This window comes from Micromonospora sp. DSM 43699 (assembly GCF_055517075.1).
Genome location: NZ_JBTMMT010000002.1, coordinates 179,175 through 197,121, shown reverse-complemented (window position 1 = coordinate 197,121; position 17,947 = coordinate 179,175). Strand labels below are relative to the sequence as shown.

15 protein-coding genes are annotated in these 17,947 nt (G+C 70.3%); 2 read left to right on the top strand and 13 right to left on the bottom strand.

Going from position 1 to position 17,947, the window contains the following annotated elements:
- Positions 1 to 8: 8 nt before the first annotated feature.
- The 9 genes from AC0AIB_RS02285 to AC0AIB_RS02245 form a co-directional block, all read right to left on the bottom strand.
- Positions 9 to 917 carry a class I SAM-dependent methyltransferase gene (locus tag AC0AIB_RS02285; RefSeq protein WP_328341918.1) on the bottom strand — a complete coding sequence of 303 codons (909 nt, stop codon included), beginning with the start codon at positions 915 to 917 and terminating at the stop codon, positions 9 to 11.
- Complete coding sequence (locus AC0AIB_RS02280; protein WP_328341916.1) at positions 910 to 1,935, bottom strand: tRNA-guanine transglycosylase; 1,026 nt, start codon at positions 1,933 to 1,935, stop codon at positions 910 to 912. The genes AC0AIB_RS02285 and AC0AIB_RS02280 overlap by 8 nt, the downstream gene beginning before the upstream one ends.
- A gap of 19 nt (positions 1,936 to 1,954) precedes the next feature.
- On the bottom strand, positions 1,955 to 3,661 hold the full coding sequence (locus AC0AIB_RS02275; RefSeq protein WP_328341914.1) for a carbamoyltransferase family protein: 1,707 nt from the start codon (positions 3,659 to 3,661) through the stop codon (positions 1,955 to 1,957).
- Between the two features lie 4 nt (positions 3,662 to 3,665).
- Complete coding sequence (locus AC0AIB_RS02270) at positions 3,666 to 4,796, bottom strand: arginine deiminase family protein (protein WP_328341912.1); 1,131 nt, start codon at positions 4,794 to 4,796, stop codon at positions 3,666 to 3,668.
- A 5-nt stretch (positions 4,797 to 4,801) separates the two neighbouring features.
- Complete coding sequence (locus tag AC0AIB_RS02265; RefSeq protein ID WP_328341910.1) at positions 4,802 to 5,980, bottom strand: acyl-CoA dehydrogenase family protein; 1,179 nt, start codon at positions 5,978 to 5,980, stop codon at positions 4,802 to 4,804.
- Positions 5,977 to 7,122 (bottom strand): class-II aminoacyl-tRNA synthetase family protein, encoded by a 1,146-nt coding sequence (locus AC0AIB_RS02260; RefSeq protein WP_465095886.1) that lies wholly within the window; start codon positions 7,120 to 7,122, stop codon positions 5,977 to 5,979. The genes AC0AIB_RS02265 and AC0AIB_RS02260 overlap by 4 nt, the downstream gene beginning before the upstream one ends.
- A 62-nt stretch (positions 7,123 to 7,184) precedes the next feature.
- Positions 7,185 to 7,418: a phosphopantetheine-binding protein gene (locus AC0AIB_RS02255; RefSeq protein WP_328341906.1), complete on the bottom strand. Its 234-nt coding sequence runs from the start codon at positions 7,416 to 7,418 to the stop codon at positions 7,185 to 7,187.
- 122 nt (positions 7,419 to 7,540) lie between these two features.
- Complete coding sequence (locus AC0AIB_RS02250; protein ID WP_465095885.1) at positions 7,541 to 9,343, bottom strand: 2-isopropylmalate synthase; 1,803 nt, start codon at positions 9,341 to 9,343, stop codon at positions 7,541 to 7,543.
- Positions 9,330 to 12,407, bottom strand: coding sequence for an AMP-binding protein (locus AC0AIB_RS02245; RefSeq protein WP_465095918.1), 3,078 nt, complete (start codon positions 12,405 to 12,407; stop codon positions 9,330 to 9,332). The genes AC0AIB_RS02250 and AC0AIB_RS02245 overlap by 14 nt, the downstream gene beginning before the upstream one ends.
- A 503-nt stretch (positions 12,408 to 12,910) precedes the next feature.
- Between AC0AIB_RS02245 and AC0AIB_RS02240 the strand changes: the two genes are divergently transcribed.
- Entirely contained in the window at positions 12,911 to 13,693 is a 783-nt protein-coding gene (locus AC0AIB_RS02240; protein WP_465095884.1) for a thioesterase II family protein, read from the top strand.
- Positions 13,694 to 13,741: 48 nt separating this feature from the next.
- On the opposite strand, the gene AC0AIB_RS02235 is transcribed toward AC0AIB_RS02240, so the two are convergent.
- From AC0AIB_RS02235 to queC, 4 genes are all read right to left on the bottom strand, one after another.
- The gene (locus tag AC0AIB_RS02235; protein WP_328341901.1) at positions 13,742 to 15,064 is read right to left on the bottom strand and encodes an ATP-grasp domain-containing protein; all 1,323 of its coding nucleotides are present in this window, start codon (positions 15,062 to 15,064) and stop codon (positions 13,742 to 13,744) included.
- Positions 15,065 to 15,308: 244 nt separating this feature from the next.
- Positions 15,309 to 15,665: a 6-carboxytetrahydropterin synthase QueD gene (gene queD / locus AC0AIB_RS02230; RefSeq protein ID WP_328341899.1), complete on the bottom strand. Its 357-nt coding sequence runs from the start codon at positions 15,663 to 15,665 to the stop codon at positions 15,309 to 15,311.
- A complete protein-coding gene (gene queE / locus AC0AIB_RS02225) occupies positions 15,665 to 16,303 on the bottom strand; it encodes a 7-carboxy-7-deazaguanine synthase (protein WP_465095883.1) in 639 nt (212 codons plus the stop codon). Before queE ends, queD begins: the two co-directional genes overlap by 1 nt.
- 5 nt (positions 16,304 to 16,308) lie before the next feature.
- Positions 16,309 to 17,013: a 7-cyano-7-deazaguanine synthase QueC gene (queC, locus tag AC0AIB_RS02220; RefSeq protein ID WP_328341895.1), complete on the bottom strand. Its 705-nt coding sequence runs from the start codon at positions 17,011 to 17,013 to the stop codon at positions 16,309 to 16,311.
- Between the two features lie 194 nt (positions 17,014 to 17,207).
- Between queC and AC0AIB_RS02215 the strand changes: the two genes are divergently transcribed.
- On the top strand, positions 17,208 to 17,795 hold the full coding sequence (locus tag AC0AIB_RS02215) for a flavin reductase family protein (protein WP_328341893.1): 588 nt from the start codon (positions 17,208 to 17,210) through the stop codon (positions 17,793 to 17,795).
- Positions 17,796 to 17,947: the final 152 nt, after the last annotated feature.

The window sequence follows — 17,947 nt, the reverse complement described above, 5'->3', positions numbered from 1 at the left end:
GCGGTGGGTCAACCGCGCTCGGCCAGCAGGAAGAACTCGTCCTCGGTGACCTGGTCGTCGACGATGCGCAGCCCGTGGTCGGCGCAAAACCGCTGGACCACCCGCCGTTCCCGCGCCTCGATGTTCTGCCGTTTGGCCATCGCCACCCGGGAGCCACTGATCAGGAGCCGGTCCGCAGGTGCCGCGGCGAGCACCGGGGCGAGCTGCGGCTCCTGCCGGAGGACGACCGGGACCACCTTGAGCAGCCACGCCACGTCACACGTCGCGGGCAGCCCCAACTGGTGCAGGGCCGCCCAGCCGTCGGCCACGTTCCACTGCGCCGGCCGGACGAGCCCCGCCGGCAGCCTCGCCGCGTACGCCTCGACGGCGGCCACCGCCCTGGCGTCCTTGTCGGGGGCCCAGTACTGGGTGATGCCCTGCCGGTGGAGCCAGTCGGCACCGAGCAGGGTGGGCAGCACACCGGCGCCGACGTCGACGACGACCCGGCTGCCGGGCGGGTTGGCCGCCTCGATCACCCGGAGGAACTCGGCGCGGTGGCCCATCCGCTCGGCCGTGCTGACGTGGGCGGCGGCGATCGCCGTCGCGGCCTGGTCGACCTGCTCGGCCGACGCGTCCCCGGGCAGGTCCACCAGGGTCCGTAGCGCGGTCTCGAAGGTGGCCGGCTCGGACCGGTAGGCCCGCAACCGGTTGTAGATCGTCTTCTTGGTGAGCGTGGCCGCGTCCTTGTATACCCGGGTGCGCTGCGCCTCCTTGGCCGAGCCGGCGGCGTCCGCCACGGCGAGGAGCTTCGGGTTGCGGCTCCACTCGTCGAGGATGACCTCGACCGCCCGCTTCTCGTCGATCCGGTAGCGCCGGACCACGTCCCCGGCGAGGTCCGTCGCGAGTTCCGCCAGGATCCGGGTGCCCTGCTCAGACAAGGTCGATCTCCCGCCACGAGCGGTGCAGGGCGCTGGTGGGGAACCACTCGTCGTGCAGCTTGAGCACGTCGTCGAGGTGTCCGGGCAGGGTGCCGGCGGCGAGGTGGGCCCGGATCGTCTGGATCGTGACCAGGATGGTCCACAGGTTGTGCACGATGAGCTGCTCGGTGTCGGGCATCGTCCGGGGCGGCTCACCCTGGCAGACCGGGCAGGCGCAGACGAACTCGCCGGCCGCGAGCTTGTCCAGGTCCTGGAGTGCGCCGTACGGGGTCATGTACCACCCGGCCTGGGCGTAGTGCCCGTACGAGGCGGAGTCGAAGACGTTCACCCCGCAGGCGACCAGGAAGGGCAGCTCCACCGGGTCACCGGCGCCGTAGACGTGCATCGGGACGTCGGGCCCGATGATCTCGCGCGCCTCCGCCGACGTCCTGCCGACGAACCGCAGGTCGTGGTTGCGGTTGAAGAAGGGCACGAGCGAGCCCAGGGCGAGATACCGCACGCCGAGGTCCCGCAGGAACTCGACACTGCGTTTGCGCAGGTCGGCGTAGCGTCCCCCCTGCTGGACCCCGACCAGGATGCCCCGCTCGACGAGGCCCAACGCCTTGACGATGCGCTTCTCGGTCGAGACGAGCTTGGCCTCGGCGACGGCCTTCTTGTCGCCGGGCGGGGTGATGAGGTCCAGCGGGGAGACGATGTCGCTGCCGATCCGGTCCTGGAACCGGACGATGTCCGCGTTGTTGAGATAGAGCTGCCTGGTCAGGCCCTGGAACGCACCGGAGTCGGTGGTGACCAGCCCGTCGAAGCCCAGGTAGTCGTGCAGCCCGGGGCCCTCGACGAGCTGTTGCCGGAGCTCGCGCTGCTTGTAGAGGAAGTACGAGTTGACGATGCAACCCTCGATCTCCGGGCCCTCCGTCCACGCCGACCGCAGGGCCTGCATCCGGTGTGGCTGATAGACCGGGAGAAAGATCGGCAACTCGAACTTCCGCCCGTTGTTGATCACAAGCTCACGCGAGAACATCAAGTCACCTTCGTCGGCCTCACACCTTGGCGACCAGAAAGCTACCAGCAGCCAGATAGTCGATCTGGGTCTTCTCGAACGTGGCAATGGCGTCCGCGGGCGTGCAGATGATGGGCTCCTGGTCGTTGAACGACGTGTTGAGCACCATCGGCACCCCGGTGATCTTCTTGAATTCGGAGATCATCCGGTGGAAGCGGGGGTTGGTGGCAGCGCTCACCGCCTGGAGCCGACAGGTGTCGTCGACGTGGAGAACCGCCCCCATCTGTGGCTTCTTGTCGTCCTTTGCCCGGTAGGTCACCAGCATCATGTCGGCAGCCAGGGTGTCACCGGGAACCTCCATCCAGTCGGCGACGTCCTCCGCGAGCACGCTCGGCGCCAGCGGCCGGAAGTACTCGCGGTGCTTCACCTTCTGGTTGAGGATCTCGCGCATCGCGCGGTCCCGTGGGTCGGCCACGATGCTGCGACAGCCCAGCGCGCGCGGTCCCAGCTCCATCCGACCCTGGAAGTAACCGACCACCCTGCCCTCGGCGACGAGCCGCGCCACCGTCGCGTCGATGTCGTCCGGGACCGTGTAGGACAGCTCACGCCGGTCCAGCTCCGCCCGGATCTCGTCGTCCGAGAACTCCGGCCCCCAGTACGCGTGCGTCATCGGCTCGGTCCGGGGCCTGTCGAGTTCGCCGTTCCACACGTACAGCGCCGAACCCACCGCCAGCCCGGCGTCGTTCGCCGCCGGCTGCACGTAGACGCTCTCGAAACCGGACTCGGCGAGCAGCAGCGTGTTGGTCACGCAGTTGAGCGCCACCCCGCCGGCCAGGCAGAGGTTCGCCGAGCCGGTACGCCGCCGCAGGTGGGCGGCCAGGTGCAGCATGATCTCGTTGGTCTTGGCCTGGAGCGCCGCCGCGATGTGCTCGTGCACCGGCGCGATGTCGTCGCCCGGCCGGCGCGCCGGGATCCCGAACAGCTCGACGAGCCGGTCGTGGTAGGCGCTCGGCGGGTAGTACATGATCTCGGCGAAGCGCAGGGCGTCGGCGTCCATCTCGAACCCGCCGTCCGGCGTCGGCCAGGCCAGCCGGTCGAAGGCGTCCCTGAACACGGCGGGGTCACCGTACGCGGCCAGCCCCATCACCTTCGCGGCGTCGTACACCCCGAAGCCGAGCAGGACCGAGATGGTCTCCCACAGGTAGCCGAGCGACGCCGGGTACCGCACGTCGAGCAGCGACTCCAGGGACCGGTCCCGCCCGTGGTAGAGCCGGGTCGACCAGGCGTCGTCGCCCAACGCGTCCACCACCAGGACGGCCGCCTCCTGGTACGGCGAGGCGAGGAACGTCGACGCGGCGTGCGCGGTGTGGTGCGGCACCCAGCGGAAGTCACCACGGAATCCGTGCTCGGCGAGCACCTGCGGGATCTTCGGGACGTTCGCCAGGAACCGTTCCCGGTCCCCGGCGTCGTTCCAGGCGGAGGGCAGCCCCTCCTCGTGGACGCGCCGCATCTCGTCGAGGTCGGCCGCGCAGGTCGCCATCTCGACGTCGGCGAGGGTGATGCCGGCGTGGCCGAGGACGTAGCCGATCGCCTGCATCGGCAACTCGTGCGGGTTGTCCGACCGGGCCTGCTTGCCGTGCTTGACCCGGTTGAAACGTTCCTCCTCGGCGGTGGCCAGCAGCACGCCGTCCTTCAGCAGGGCCGCGGACGACTCGTGGTAGACGCTGTTGACACCGAGTATGTACACGGTCTCACCCCTTCAGGTTCGGGAAGTAGTCCTCGGCTGCCCCGCTGCGCCGCACGTCCCAGGTCGCGCAGTGCAGCGAGCCGCCGTACTCGTAGACCTTGCGGAACGGCACCTTGACCACCTCGAAGCCGCGCTCCTCGAGCAGGTCGTGCATGGGCTTCTCCTGCTCCTCGCACACCACCACGTCCGGCGCGATGCTCAGCACGTTCATCGACAACCACTTCGACGACTGGCAGTACAGCGGCATCTCGTGGTTGTCGGTGCTCGGCGTGGGCGCGTCCAACAGCTCCCAACCGTTGTCCAGGAACAGTCGCTCCTCGCCGTCGCGCAGCGGGCGGTCCGGGTTGGTCAGGATCAGTCCGGGCCGCAGCGGCACGAACGTACAGTCGATGTGGGACGGGAAGAAGTCCAACGGGAAGTGCACGGTGTGCACCCGCAGACCCTTGGGCTCCAGGTGCCGGCGGAGCCAGTTGATGCCCTGCCGGTTCGTCGTCATCGACTCCTGGACGACCACGTCCCGGCCGAACCGGCTCATGTCCGCGGCGTCGAAGATGACCTCGTCCTGGGTCACGCAGAACTCGAAGTTGTGCATCTCGGCGTGCCGCTTCTCCAGCGGCCAGTCCCAGAACTCCTGCCGGTACATGTCGTCGGCCATCGACGGCTTCGGCGCCGCCGTCCACACCATGTTCGGGTCGTTGTTCCAGTAGTGGTAGATCAGCGGCCGGTACGGCAGGTACTCGAAGAACCGCGCCCGGCGGGACATGGTGGCCTCGATGATCTCGTTGCCGATGGTGATCAGCACGTCCCGGGGGCAGACCCCGCAGTACTGGTTGGACACCTCGAAGGTCGGTGCCTTCACCGAGGTCGTGTAGTCGTACGCCTCGGGGCGGCGGACCGTCACGCCGTACCCCTTGAGCACCTGGGCCAGGTTGTCGAGCTCCTCGTTCGCGCCCTCGACCATGCCGTCGGGCTTCGGCCCGGTGGGGAAGGGACCACCCGAACCGTCGCGCAGCTGGGGGCGGGAACCGGGCTCCACGGGCTCGAAGGCGGCCCCGTCGGCGCGACCGACGATGATCTCCTCCAGCGGATCCCACTCGTTCCAGGCGTTCACCAGCGAGGGAACTGCTGCGGTCATGACTGTCACCTTCCGTTGTCCGAGGGCCCCAGGGCTTCCGATCGGCGCTGGGCGGCCCGCCAGGACGTCAGTGTCAGCTGGCTGATCTGTGTCTCCTGAATCTGCGAGGTGCCCTCGATGACGCACTGGATCTTGGCGTCCCGGAGGTGCCGCTCGACGCTGCTCTGCGCCGAGCACCCGTAGGCACCGTGCACCTGCACCGCGTCGGAGGCCACCGCGAAGGCGTTCTCCGACGCGACGTACTTGGCGATAAGCGTCCGGCGTACGGCGTCCCGGTCGCCCGAGCCCCGCGCCCGGGTCGCCGCCTCGCACTGCATGCGCGCGGCGTCGACAGCGCACACCATCCGGGTGACCATGCGGGCGACGAGCTGGTGGTCGCCGATGGGCGCCCCGAACTGCTGCCGGGTGACCGCCCGGTCGAGGGAGGCGTCCAGGCAGGCCGCCGCCAGTCCGACGCTGCCCCAGGCCGTACTGAACCGACCGTGGTCCAACGCCGCGGTCGCCACCGCGTCGAAGGCCAGCGCCCCCTGCGCGACGACGTGCTCGGCCGGGACCTCGCAGTCGTCGAAGCGGACGGCCGCGAGGTGCGAGGCGCGCAGGCCGAGCAGGTCGACCTGCGGCGTGACGTGCACCCCGGGGGTGTCGCGTTCCACCAGGATCGCCGCCACGTGCCCGTCCAACCGGGCGAAGACCAGGAAGACGCCCGCGCGGGCGGCGAAGCTGATCCACGACTTCTCACCGTTGAGCACGACCGATCCGCCCCGCCGTTCGGCGACCGTCGCCGCCGCGCGGGCGTCGCTGCCGGAGAGCGGCTCGGTGAGGGCGAACGACCCGTAGACGTCACCGGCGGCCAGGCGCGGCACCCAGCGGTCCCGCAGCGGCGGTTTCGCCCACCGGTGCAGGGCGTGCGCCACCATGCCCTGCACCCCGACCAGGTTGCGCACGGAGCCGCAGGCGCGACCCGCCTGCTCGTTGAAGCGGCCGAGAAGCTCCATGTCGAAGCCCCGGCCGCCGGCCTGCTCCGGCAGCGACGGCACGAGCAGGCCCTGGGCGCCGAGCAGCCCGGCGACCTTCTCGTCCATCTCCTGCGCCCGGTCCCACGCGCCGGCGTTCGGCGTCACCGCCCGTTCCAGCAGCTCCCGGCTCTGCCGCAGGACGTCGGCTTCCGGCCCGTCGACACTCACCGCGCCACCCCCACCCGGACCGCCTCCGGCCAGTTCCGCTCATCGGTCCCGTGCTGCGTGACGAACGCGTACGCCAGGCGCTCGAGACCGAAGCCGACGCACCCGGTGTGACTGGGCCCGGTGTCGCGCGAGATGTCGAACACCTCGCCGAAGTGGCTGCCGTGCAGGTTGAACGAGCCCACCGCGATGCTGCGCCCCTCGGCGACGTCGACGACCAACTCGTACTTGAGTTCCATCAGCCGCTGCGAGAGCACGCTGTCCTTCGAGGCGTCACCGAAGAAGTGGTCGTTGGCGACCTCGCAGCGGGCGGCGAGCCCCCACTGGTCGACAAGCGCGAACGCCGCTTCGAGGAACCGCCGGCGGGCGTCGACGACGTACTCCTCGGGGCCGAGGAAGACGGTCTCGCGGATGGTGAAGTCCCAGAGCCGGTCCAGACCCGACTCGTAGCGGGACTCGAACCGGAAGCTCTTGCCGCGCGAGGTCACCACCCGCCGGTCCACCGAGGTGCCGGCCAGTTGGTTGAAGGTGTGGTAACACATCGTCGGCGGCAGGCAGTACCTGTCGTCCCGGCAGAGGCTGAAGATCTCCGGCGTGATCCGCCGCCCGGCCTCGCGGTAGCGACGCAGGAACGTCTCGTAGTTGTCCGCGTCGTTGTGCAGGCGGGATACGAACATGACGAAGTGCGGGAACGACTCGAAGTAGTGCTGCCGTTCGAGCACGTCCATCGGCAGCAGCGTCGGGTACCGGTACTCGGTGCTGTCCGGCATGCCCAGCGCGATGGCCCGTACCTGCCGGTCCAGGTGGTCGACCAGCCTGATCATCAGGTCGCCGAAGGTCATCGTGCCGGGACCCGGCGCGTGGACCAGACCGGCCCGCTCCATCTCGGGCAACGGGTCCGACCACTGCTCGCTGCGGCGCGCGGAGGTCCACAGCACCTTGGGCCGCCAACTGCGCTGGACCCGTACCTCCCGCTCCACCACCCGGTTGATCTTGTCGGTGAGGTGCGCGACGCTGTCCGTCGGATCCGGCACGAGCGTCAGCTCCAGCGCTTCGATGCCCTCGTCGCCGCGTACGAACTCGAAGTCCCGGACGTCCGGACTGATGAAGTGGATCCGTTTGCCCAGCTCGGCCTCGAGCCGCACCGGAAGCGGTCGGGACAGCGGAACGCGAACCCTCGGGTCCGCCACGGCCGGCTGCGTCACGGTCACGAGCCGGACAGGCGGAGCACGAGTGCGTCGATGTCCTTCACCGACCGGAAGTTCTCGAACACGAGATCATCGCCGTCGATCTGGAGGTCGAAGGTCTCCTCGATGAACGCCACGAGCTGCACGACGAACATCGAGTTCACCAACCCCCGGGCGAAGATGTCGTCCTCGTCGGCCACCGGCTCGGCGATGTGCTCGGCCAGGAACTGGCGAATCTGGGCTGTGCGATCCACGCATCTCTCCCGATGTGGAATCCGGCGGCCGCCCGCAGGCACGCCTGCGGGTTCGCCTCTGACAGTTCGTACCCGCTGCGGTACGCGGAGGGCGGCTGCACCGTCGACGGTCCCGGCGAGGCTCAGCCCCGGCCAGGGTGCCGGCGCAACGCTGCGGCGACCACGTCGACGTCGCTGACGACTGCGTCGTCGGCCCGTTGCAGCGTCCGGTGTGCGGCGAGGACGGCCAGGAAGGTCGACTGTACGGAGTCCTCCCCGGTGGCGCTGCCCCACCCGGTCCGGTCACCGACCGCGACCTCGGCGAAGCACGCCTGCGCCGTACGGCCACCCGCCTCGGCGACCTGGTGCACGGTCCGCCGGACCTGGCACACCGACCCGGTGGCCTGCGTGATCAGCGCGACGGCGGCGGCTGCCGGGTCGGTGGGGGGCACCCGGGTGGTGACCGGGGTGCCGCCGAGCCGCAGCCGGACCTCGTAGGCCCCGTCGCCGCCAACCACCCATTCCTCGACGCGGTTGTCCGGCTCGTCGAAGAAGTACAACTCCCGGAAGGCCGTCCACAGCACCGGCGGCGGGATCTCACCGTACGCCTCGGCGACCCCCTGCACCGCCGCGGAGAACTCGCGTTGCAGCTCGACCGGGGGAAACAGCCCGCTGACCGACCGGAGCACGTGCGCGATGCCGGACTTGCCCGACTGGCTGTTCACCCGGATCAGGCGGTCGTACGGTCGGCCGAGGTCAGCCGGGTCGACCGGGACGTACGGCACCTGCCACCGCTTGACCTGCCCCGGCTCGGCCGGCGCCGACTGCGCGTCGAGACCCTTGCGGATCGCGTCCTGGTGGGTGCCGGAGAACGCGGTGAAGACGAGGTCGCCGCCGTACGGGTGGCGCGGGTGCACCGGAATGCCCGTGCACTCCTCGACGACGCGCCGCGCACGGTCCAGATCGGAGAAGTCGATCATCGGATCGATGCCCCGGGCGAAGAGGTTGAGCGCCAGGGTGACCAGACAGACGTTGCCTGTCCGCTCCCCGTTGCCGAAGAGGCAGCCCTCCACCCGCTGGGCGCCAGCGAGGATGCCCAGCTCCGCGGCGGCGACGCCGGTGCCACGGTCGTTGTGCGGGTGGACCGAGAGGATCACCCCGTCCCGCCGCTCGATCGCCCGGTGCACGTACTCGATCTGGTCGGCGAAGCGGTTCGGCCCGGTCGTCTCGATCGTCGCGGGCAGGTTCAGCACGACCGGCCGGTCCGGCGACGCCTCCCAGATGTCGGTCACCAGGTTGCACACCTCGACCGAGAAGTCGACCTCGGTGGAGGTGAACGCCTCGGGCGAGAACTGGAAACGGTGCCGACCCCCGGAACGCTTCTGCACCTGGTGGGCCGAGGTCGCGATCAGTTCGAGCAGTTCCGCGCGGTCGCGGCGCAGCACGATCTCGCGCCACAGCGGCGCGGTCGCCACACAGAGGTGCACGACGGCCGACCCGATGCCTTCCAGCGAGTCGATCGTCCGGTCGATCGCGTCCTCCCGCGCCGGCGTGAACACCACGATCGTGACGTCGTCCGGGATCAGGTCGCGCTCCGCCAGCAACCGGACGAACCGGAAGTCCAGCTCGCTCGCCGCCGGGTAGCCGACCTCGATCTCCTTGTAGCCCATCTGCACCATGAGCTGGAACATCCGGAGCTTGCGTTCCGGCGTCATGGGCTCGACGAGAGCCTGGTTGCCGTCGCGCAGATCGACAGGCACCCACAGCGGCGCCTCGTCGATCTCGCGGTCCGGCCAGGAACGCCCCACCCCCAGCCGCACCCCGGGGTCGCCACCGGCCCGGTACTTCTGATGGGGCATGCCGCTGGGCTGCTGTCGCTGCCAGAACGGCCTTCCGGTGGCCGTCGCGCCGTGGTCCCCGGCGGCCACCATGTCACCGGTCCCCATCGCTTGCTCCCATCGTCGCGGCCTGCTCGGCGATGCTCGGACAACGGAAGAAGTCGGCGAGCGACAGCGGATAGCCTGCGGCGGAGAGCTGACCGACGATCTTCAACGCGGCCAGCGAGTCGCCGCCCAACTCGAAGAAGTCCGCATCCGGCGGCAGGTTGGCCAACCCGAGCACGTTCTCCCAGGTCTGGGTTACCGCGGCGAGGGCCGCGCTCGCCGGTCGCGCCGGTGCCGCCGCCACGGCGTCGTCGGCGCGCCGCCGTTCGCGCGCCGGCACGCCGAGGCGGTCGGGCGTCACGTCGGCCTGGTGGGCGAGCTGCGCCAGGAATGCCGAGACCATTCCCCGCACGTCCGCCGCGTCGATGCAGCCCCGGCCGAACTGCGCGAACACGTTCACCTCGTCGCCGCTGAGGGGATCGGCGAAGACGCTCAACGGGTACGGGCACGAGTCGAGGCGCGGCTGCATCCGGGTGGCCCGGTCGCCGATACCCAGCCGCAGCGGAAGCTCCAGACTGAACGTGCTGTTCACGATGTCCAACGCGAGCGCCGACGAACTGCGTCCCGCGCGGGCGATCACGCTGAACGGCGCGCTGTGTTCGTCGGTCACCGCCAACTCGGTCTCGACCGCCGCCAGGACGTCGGCGAAGTCCAGGTCCCGCAGCGGCACGGTCACCGGCAGCGTGTTGACGTACATGCCGACCGACGAGGCGTCGTCGCTGGATCGTCCGTGCGCCGGCACGCCGACGGTCAGCGCGTCCTGACCGGTCCACCGGCCGGCCGCGATCATCCAGGCCGTCAGCATGAGACGGAACGGAGTGGTGTGCGCGCGGGCCGCCGCGTCCCGGAGCCGCGCGCCCAGCCGGTCGGTGCTCCGGATCTCGACGGCGCTGCCGTCTGCCAGCTCGGGGTCGAACTCGCGACGCAGTTCGAGCGGCTGGTAGGTGTCGCGCCGGCTCTCCCAGAACGCGACGACGGCGGGCGGGGTGTCGACACCTGCCGGGTGCCCACCGGCCCGCGCCGGCCGAGGGGCCAGGGCCCGACCGTGGTAGCTCTCGGTGATCTTCTCCAGCAGGCCCTGGATCGACACCCCGTCGGCGACCGTGTGGTGCAGCACGAGCTGCATGACCGCGGTGTCGGCCTCCGCCACCGGGATCCACGCCACCCGCATCAACGGCCCGGTGAGCAGGTCGAACGGCTCGTTGTACTGCTCGTCCGCGGTGCGCATCGCCGCCGCCAGGTTGGCCACCGGGTCGAATACCTGCACCAGGTCACCGCCGGCGTGCCGGGCCTTCGCCTCGGCGACCAGCTCGAGCACCCCGTCCCGGCCCTCCCGGAACGACGCGACGACCGAGGGGTGCGCCCGCACCACGGACCCGACGGCCGTCCGCAGCCGCGACTCGTCGATGCCGCCCTCGACCACGAACGCGGCCGTGACGTTGTACCGGGGCGACCTCGGCGCGACGTGCCAGAGGAACCACAGGCTGCGCTGCTCCTGATTGACGGTGAAGACGTAGGCGTGGTCGTCGGTGTCGGTCTCACCGTCGACCGCCTCGTCGAACGTCGCCACCGTCTCCCGCAGGGCGGCCTCGTGCTCGGCGCGCAACGCGCGCATGTCGGTCTTGCCGTTGTGCGTCAGCGGCATCCGCTCGCGGAACAGCACCGAGGCGGGCACCGCGGCCCGCGGCAACCGGGCCGCGACCCAGTCCTTGATCTCCCGCGCCGTGATACCGGTACCGGTGACGATGGTGGACGCGACCCGCAGGTTGCCCGACTTGGGGTGGGTGACCGTCAGCGCCACGGCGCGGTCCACGGCGGGGTGTGCCGTGAGCGCGGCCTCGATCTCGCCGATCTCGAGCCGGACGCCACCGACCTTGATCTGCCCGTCGTTGCGGCCGTGGAACTGGAGTGTGCCGTCCGGATTCTCGGTGACCTGGTCACCGGTGCAGTAGTACCGCCGGGTGACACCGTCCGGCCCGGCGAGCATCCGGAACTTCTCGGCGGTCAGCGCATCGTCGTGGAGATAGCCCCGGGTCACCTGCGGCCCACCGATGCACAACTGGCCACGGGTGCCCACCGGCACCGGCCGTAGCCCGTCGTCGACGACGGCGATGGACAGACCGGGCAGCCCGACACCGATGTCGGGATAGGTGTCGGCGTTCGTGTCGTCGGCGGGCTGCACCACGCCACCTGTCGAGATCACCGTGCACTCGGTCGGCCCGTAGAGGTTCACCAGGGGGAACGGCAGGTCAGGCGGGGGGCGCTTGCGGAGCCGGTCCCCGCCGGCGTAGAGCTCGCGCAGGGCGGTCGGCTGCCCGGTCCAGTCAAGTGCGACGAGCTCCTCGGCCAGCTGCGGCGACACGAACGAGTGCGTCACGTCGTGCCGGGCCCAGGCCGCCCGCAGCGCCGGCGGGTCGAGTCGCAGCTCGTCGTCGACGACGTGCAGCGAGGCGTCCGCGGCGAACGCCACGAAGTGCTCCCAGATGGAGACGTCGAAGCCGGGCGAGACGGTAACCGAGATCCGCGCGCCGTCGCCGAAGTCGTGGTCGTCGAGGCTCCAGCGCAGCAGGTGTTCGAGGTTCGCCGCCGTGCAGACGACACCTTTCGGCACGCCCGTCGTGCCGGACGTGAAGATCATGTAGAGGGCGCGGTCGTCGGGAGCGGGGAGCTCCAGCGCGGGCTGCGCGGCCTCGACGTCCGTCGCGGTCACCCCGGACCAGGCATCAGGCGCGAGGACCGTGCAGTCGACGGCGAAGGCGTCCGCCACGGTCGGCGCGGCGATCGCGAAGGCCGGTCGCAACTGGCGCAGGATGTCACGCCGACGGAGTTCGGGAAGCGTCGGGTCGATCGGCGCGATGACACCGCCGGCCATCGCGACCGCCAGATAGGCGACGGCCAGGTCGGCCGACCGGGGCAGGCAGACGGCCACCGGAGACTCGGCGGCCGGATCCAGGCCCCGGGCCAGCAACGTGCCGGCCAGTGCACGGGCCCGCCGACGGGCCTCGGTCATATCGAGATGGACCGACCCGCTAACAATGTCGGCATTTGTCTCCGGACGGCCCCACACGGCACCGTCCACGAGAGGCGTTCCCCCATACCTCACAGTGGAGACTCCCCCAATCCACCCCCTGCGGGGGTCGAGAGGCACTCACAGCAGCGGCTGCGGAACCACGACGGCGGCATGATGACCAGCTATGCGTGGACGAAGATCTTTCATCTGCGAACCAACTGGACGATGCCACAGCCCGCAGAGGAGTGTCAATCGGTGCTGCGGGGTCGGCGGACGGCCGGTGCCGGGAGGCCGGCCGGCTCCCGGCCGGTCGGTGCCGACCGCATACTGCGCAGGTCAGCGGTACGACGCAGGCTGCGGAACATGATCCGACCGGTTGCAGCGCCAGTCGTCGCGCTGTACGTTCGAGCGGCGTCGGCCACGGCGGCGGACCGGCACGGCGGATCTGGTATCGCCACCGTGGAAAGTGACGACATCTGCGCTGTCGGCAGACATCACATGGGGGAAGCGATGTTCTTGTCCATGCCGTTGTCCGCCCCTGGAATTGGTCGGGAATCGGCGTGAGCGCATTCGTCAGGACGCCCGCCGGCCGATGGCTGCGGCGCTACCACAGTGGATCAGACCGTCCGGCCTGCCGACTGCTGCTGCTGCCCCACGCGGGCGGTTCGGCAAGTTACTTCCACGGCTTCTCGCAGCTCCTCGCGGGCGACATCGACGTGCTCACCGTGCAATACCCCGGCCGGATGGAACGGCATGCCGAGCCGCTCGTCGGTGACATCGAGGAGTTGGCCAGGCAGCTCACCGCGGCGCTGGTCGAGCACGAGCTCACCGACCTGCCACTCGCGTTCTTCGGCCACAGCATGGGGTCCCTCGTCGGCTACGAGACGGCGAGCCTCCTGGCGGGCAAGGGCCATCCGGCGCGGCAGTTCTTCGCCTCGTCCTGCCGGGCACCCAGCACCCTGCACGGCACGGCCGCGGTGCGGACGACCGACGACACCATCATCGCCGACCTGAAGATGCTGGGCGGCACCGACACCGCACTGCTCGACGACCCGGGGATGCGGGAGCTCCTCCTGCCGATCCTCCGGTCGGACAGCCGGGCCGTGGAGCTCTACCGGCAGCGCCCCCGCACGCCGCTGAGCGTTCCGGTGACCGCCATCCACGGGGCCGACGACCACTGGGTCGACCGGTCGGCCGCACAGGCGTGGGCGGAGGTGACCTCCGGCCCGTTCGAGTTGCGGGAGATGCCCGGCGGGCACTTCTACTTCTCGGATCCGGGCCACCAGGCGACGATCGCCGACCTCGTGCGGGGCCGCCTGCTCGACCTGCCCTCGCCGAGCTGACGATCGCCGCCTGGTGCGCCCGCACCGACCAGCGTCCCGCTCCCGCGGTCAGCCGGCTTCGGCGAACCGCAACCGGACCCGGCGCAGCGTCTCCTCGTAGAGGTAGGGGATCTCGGCCTGGTCGCCGCAGTGGTAGAAGACGTCGTAGCAGAACAGCCAGCGCTCCCGACCGCTCTTGACGTCACGCGGCGGCACGACCGTCCCGGGCTGGAGATATTCGAGGTCGAACGAGAACTCGGGCCGCTCACGGCCCCAGTCGAGGCCCTCGAAGCCGACGAACTCCCCCGACTCGTGCGCGTTGACGAACACGCCGAGCAGGAAGCCACCCTTTCGTGGGTACTCCGTCGGCAGGGTCTCGCCCAGCGCGAGCTTGAGCGTCATCTCCCGTGGGTCGATGCCGAGGAACAGGTTGAGCATCTTCGGCACGCTGCCACCGCCGATGCGGGAGTTCACCTCGATGATCCGGATCCGTGCCCCGTCCCACTTGCACTCGACGTGGACGAAGGTGTCGTCCACCTCCAGCTTCGTCATCGCCTCCTGGAGCTGGCGATGGATCTCCGCCTCCTCCTCGGCGGTCACGAACGGCGTGGGGCACAGGTTCGCCGTCTCGAAGTGGAAGTTGCCCTCCCGGTTGAACTTGTACTTCTCCTGGATCAGCAGGGGCACCAGCCGGCCGTGCTGGACGAAGGCCTCGTACGACAGCTCCCGACCCTCGGTGATGAACTCCTCGATCAGGATCTGCCGCTTCGGGTCCCACACCTGGTCGCCGTCGTCGACGGGATTGAGGTCCTGGTCCTCGGCGAGCGCCGCGAAGGTGCTGCCGATGAGCTCGTGCGCGGCCTCCCGGTCGTGGACGAACTCGACGTAGCTGCTTGCCGCACCCCAGATCGGCTTCACCACGAAGGGAAGACCGATCTCCGTCACCAGCGCGTCGATCCGCTCCGGAGTGGCCTCGTCCGCCGAGAACACCCTGGCACGCAGCGGCATGCTGTCGGCCAGCACCCGGCGCAGTCTCGGCTTGATGCGGCAGTTCAGCTGGCCCACCATCCCGGGGAACGGCAGGCCCAGCCGCTTCGCGGCACCGAACTGCGCCGACCACGTCCGGTCCCCGATGATCGAGAAGCGCAGACCGTCCGCCGCGTACGGCGCGAGCGCCTCGGCGAGCGAGTCCGCGGAGAACACGTCGTCGCAGACGACCACCTTGTCCGCCGCGTCGGCGAGCAGGGGCGCGGCTTCGGCGGTCGAGAGCACCAGGATCCGGTGCCCCAGCTTTCGCATCTGCTGCATCCGCAGGTGAAGTTCCGGCCACATCTCCAGGCCGGGAAGAGTGAGTTCGACGTAGTAGCGCGGCGCGCTGGTATCCGCAGGCACTGAGGTCACCTCTCAACGAACAGTCACGAACCCGCCCGCCGGACACTGCGGCGAGGGATCGGCGGCGTGGCGTGAACGAGTCGTCGGCGGCACCGGGCACAGGCGTGGAAGACAGGGCGGGAAGAGATGTGCGTACGACATCGATGCGGCACCGCCGCCGTTCCCCGTTCGCGACGAGCCTACTCCGCCCACCTCGGCCCGTCATCATCGATGATCGACGGGCGGTGCCGGCAGGCCGGAGGCGTCAGCGCTCTCCCCGGTAGACGCAGCCGGAGGTGCACGTCTCACGGACCATGACCGCCGAGAGCGGCAGCTGGTCGACCAGCCGGTCCCAGATCCAGCGGGCCAGCACCTCGCTCGTCGGGTTCTCCAGACCGGGCACCTCGTTGAGGTAGTAGTGGTCGAGCTGGTCGCGCAGCGGCTGGCAGGCCCGCTTCAGGTCGCCGAAGTCCATCACCCAGCCCGCCTCGGGGTCGACGTCACCCTCGACGTGCACCTGCACCCGGTACGAGTGGCCGTGCAGCCTGGCGCACTTGTGCCCGGCGGGCACATTGGGCAGCCGGTGCGCGGCCTCGAAGGTGAACTCCCGGAAGATTTCCATCAGGCGATTCCTAGGTACTTGTGTGTCTGCAGACTCAACTGCCACTGCGGATGGTCGAGGCAGTACCGGACCGTGGCCTCGGTGTTGGCCACCCGGTCCGGACCGTCCATGGGCTGCAACAGAAAGTGCTCGAAGTCGAGCTGCTCGAACCGGGTCGGCTCGGCCCCGGCCTGCGGATAGACCAGCTTGAGGTCGTGCCCACGGGTGAGCACCACCTCGGCGCCCGCCTTGGGGCTCACGCAGATCCAGTCGAGTCCGGCCGGGGCAGGCCGGGTGCCGTTGGTCTCCACCGCCACCTCGAAACCCTCGTCGTGCAGGGCCCGGACAGCCGCGTCGTCCAGCTGCAACAGCGGCTCGCCGCCGGTGCACACCACGTACGGGCGGCTCCGCGGATGCTCCTGCCCCTGCCACGCCGCGGCCACCGCGCCGGCCAGCTCGACCGCCGTACGGAAACGGCCCCCGCCGGGGCCGTCCGTGCCGACGAAGTCCGTGTCGCAGAACTGGCAGATGGCGCGGTGCCTGTCCTGTTCCCGCCCCGTCCAGAGGTTGCAGCTGGTGAACCGGCAGAACACCGCCGGCCGACCTGCGTGGGTGCCCTCGCCCTGCAGGGTGTAGAAGATCTCCTTGACCCGGTACACCGGGCTCACCCGCCCGCCGACGTCAGCGCCGGATCGACGAGACCGAGCTCGGCGAACCCACGGGCCCGCAGCAGGCACGAGTCACACGTCCCGCACGCGCGCCCCTCGACCGGGTCGTAGCAGCTGTGCGTCCAGGCGTAGTCCACGCCCAACTCCAGGCCCCGACGGATCGTGTCGGCCTTGGTCAGCTCGATCAGGGGGGTGTGCACGCGCAGCCGCTGCCGGCCCTCGACACCCGCCTTGGTCGCCAGGTTGGCCATCTGCTCGTACGCGGCGATGTACTCGGGCCGGCAGTCGGGGTAGCCGCTGTAGTCGAGGGCACTGACGCCGATGAACACGTCCGAGGCGTCCAGGGTCTCCGCCCACGCCAGCGCGAAGGACAGAAAGATGGTGTTCCGGGCCGGCACGTAGGTGATCGGGATGTCCGAGCCGAGATCGTCCGCGCTGTCGTGGTGCGGCACCGCGAGCGCGTCGTCGGTCAGCGCCGAGCCACCGAAGACCCGGAGATCGATGTCGGCGACCACGTGCCGGGCGGCGCCGAGCCCCTCCGCCACCCGACGCGCGGCGTCGAGCTCCACCGTGTGTCGCTGACCGTAACGGAAGCTCAACGCGTAGGCCTCGTACCCCTCGTGCACCGCCATCGCGAGCACCGTGGCCGAGTCGAGCCCCCCACTGAGCAGCACCACAGCCTTGCGCCTCACCGCAGACATCTGCCGGCCTCCGCCTTCCCCACTCGCGTCGGCGACACCGTGCCGCCCCACTCCGAAGCCCAGTCGCGGCTCGGCAGCCCCTGAACTCGGCTACTCTACGCAACTGACCACAGGAAAGGGTACTGGGCTCAGGTCAGCGCGACCGCTCCGACCGGCACCGGCCGCCGGCCCGCCGGCACCGGCCCCGACCAGGCATGTCGGGAACGGTCAGGTGGGGACGGTCCCCCGTACCCGGTGGGGCGGGAGTCACAATGTTTCACGTGAACCCAGAACCGGGTGCCGAGATCCACCACACCGACCCGTTCGCGGTGCCGACCGGTCAGCGCTCGCCGGTACGCCGACTGCGGGGCAGGCTGGCCGCACCGGTGACCCTCTGGACGGCTCCCGGCCCGGCCGGGCTGACCGTGTCGTCAACCCTGGTCGTCGAGGGGGAGCCGGACCGCCTGCTCGGGCTGGTCGACCCGGAGTCGGACCTGTGGGCGGCGGTCGAGGAGTCCGGTCGGTTCGCGGTCGCCCCGCTGGGCCCGGCACACCGGCAGCTCGCCGACCGGTTCGCCGGCCTCTTCCCCTCCCCGGGCGGCCTCTTCGCCACGGACTCGTGGACCGACACCCGCTACGGGCCGGTGCCCGCCGACGCCGGGAGCTGGGCCGGCTGCCGCCTGGACACCGCCCGGGAGTGCGGCTGGGCCCTCCTGGTCGAGGCCACCATCGAGACGGTCGAGATCGGCACCGACACCCCTCCGCTCCTGCACTACCGGGGCCGCTACCACCAACTTCCCTGACCCGCCCCACCCCGAGAGCCGGCCCACGGGCCGGTGAGCGGGGTGACGCGGGTCACTGGGCGCAGGTGGGGGACCGTTCGGCGCAGGTGGCTGCCGGGATCGATCCCGGCCTTTCCCGGCAGGCAGCGGGCTCTCTACGGTGCGCGAAACCC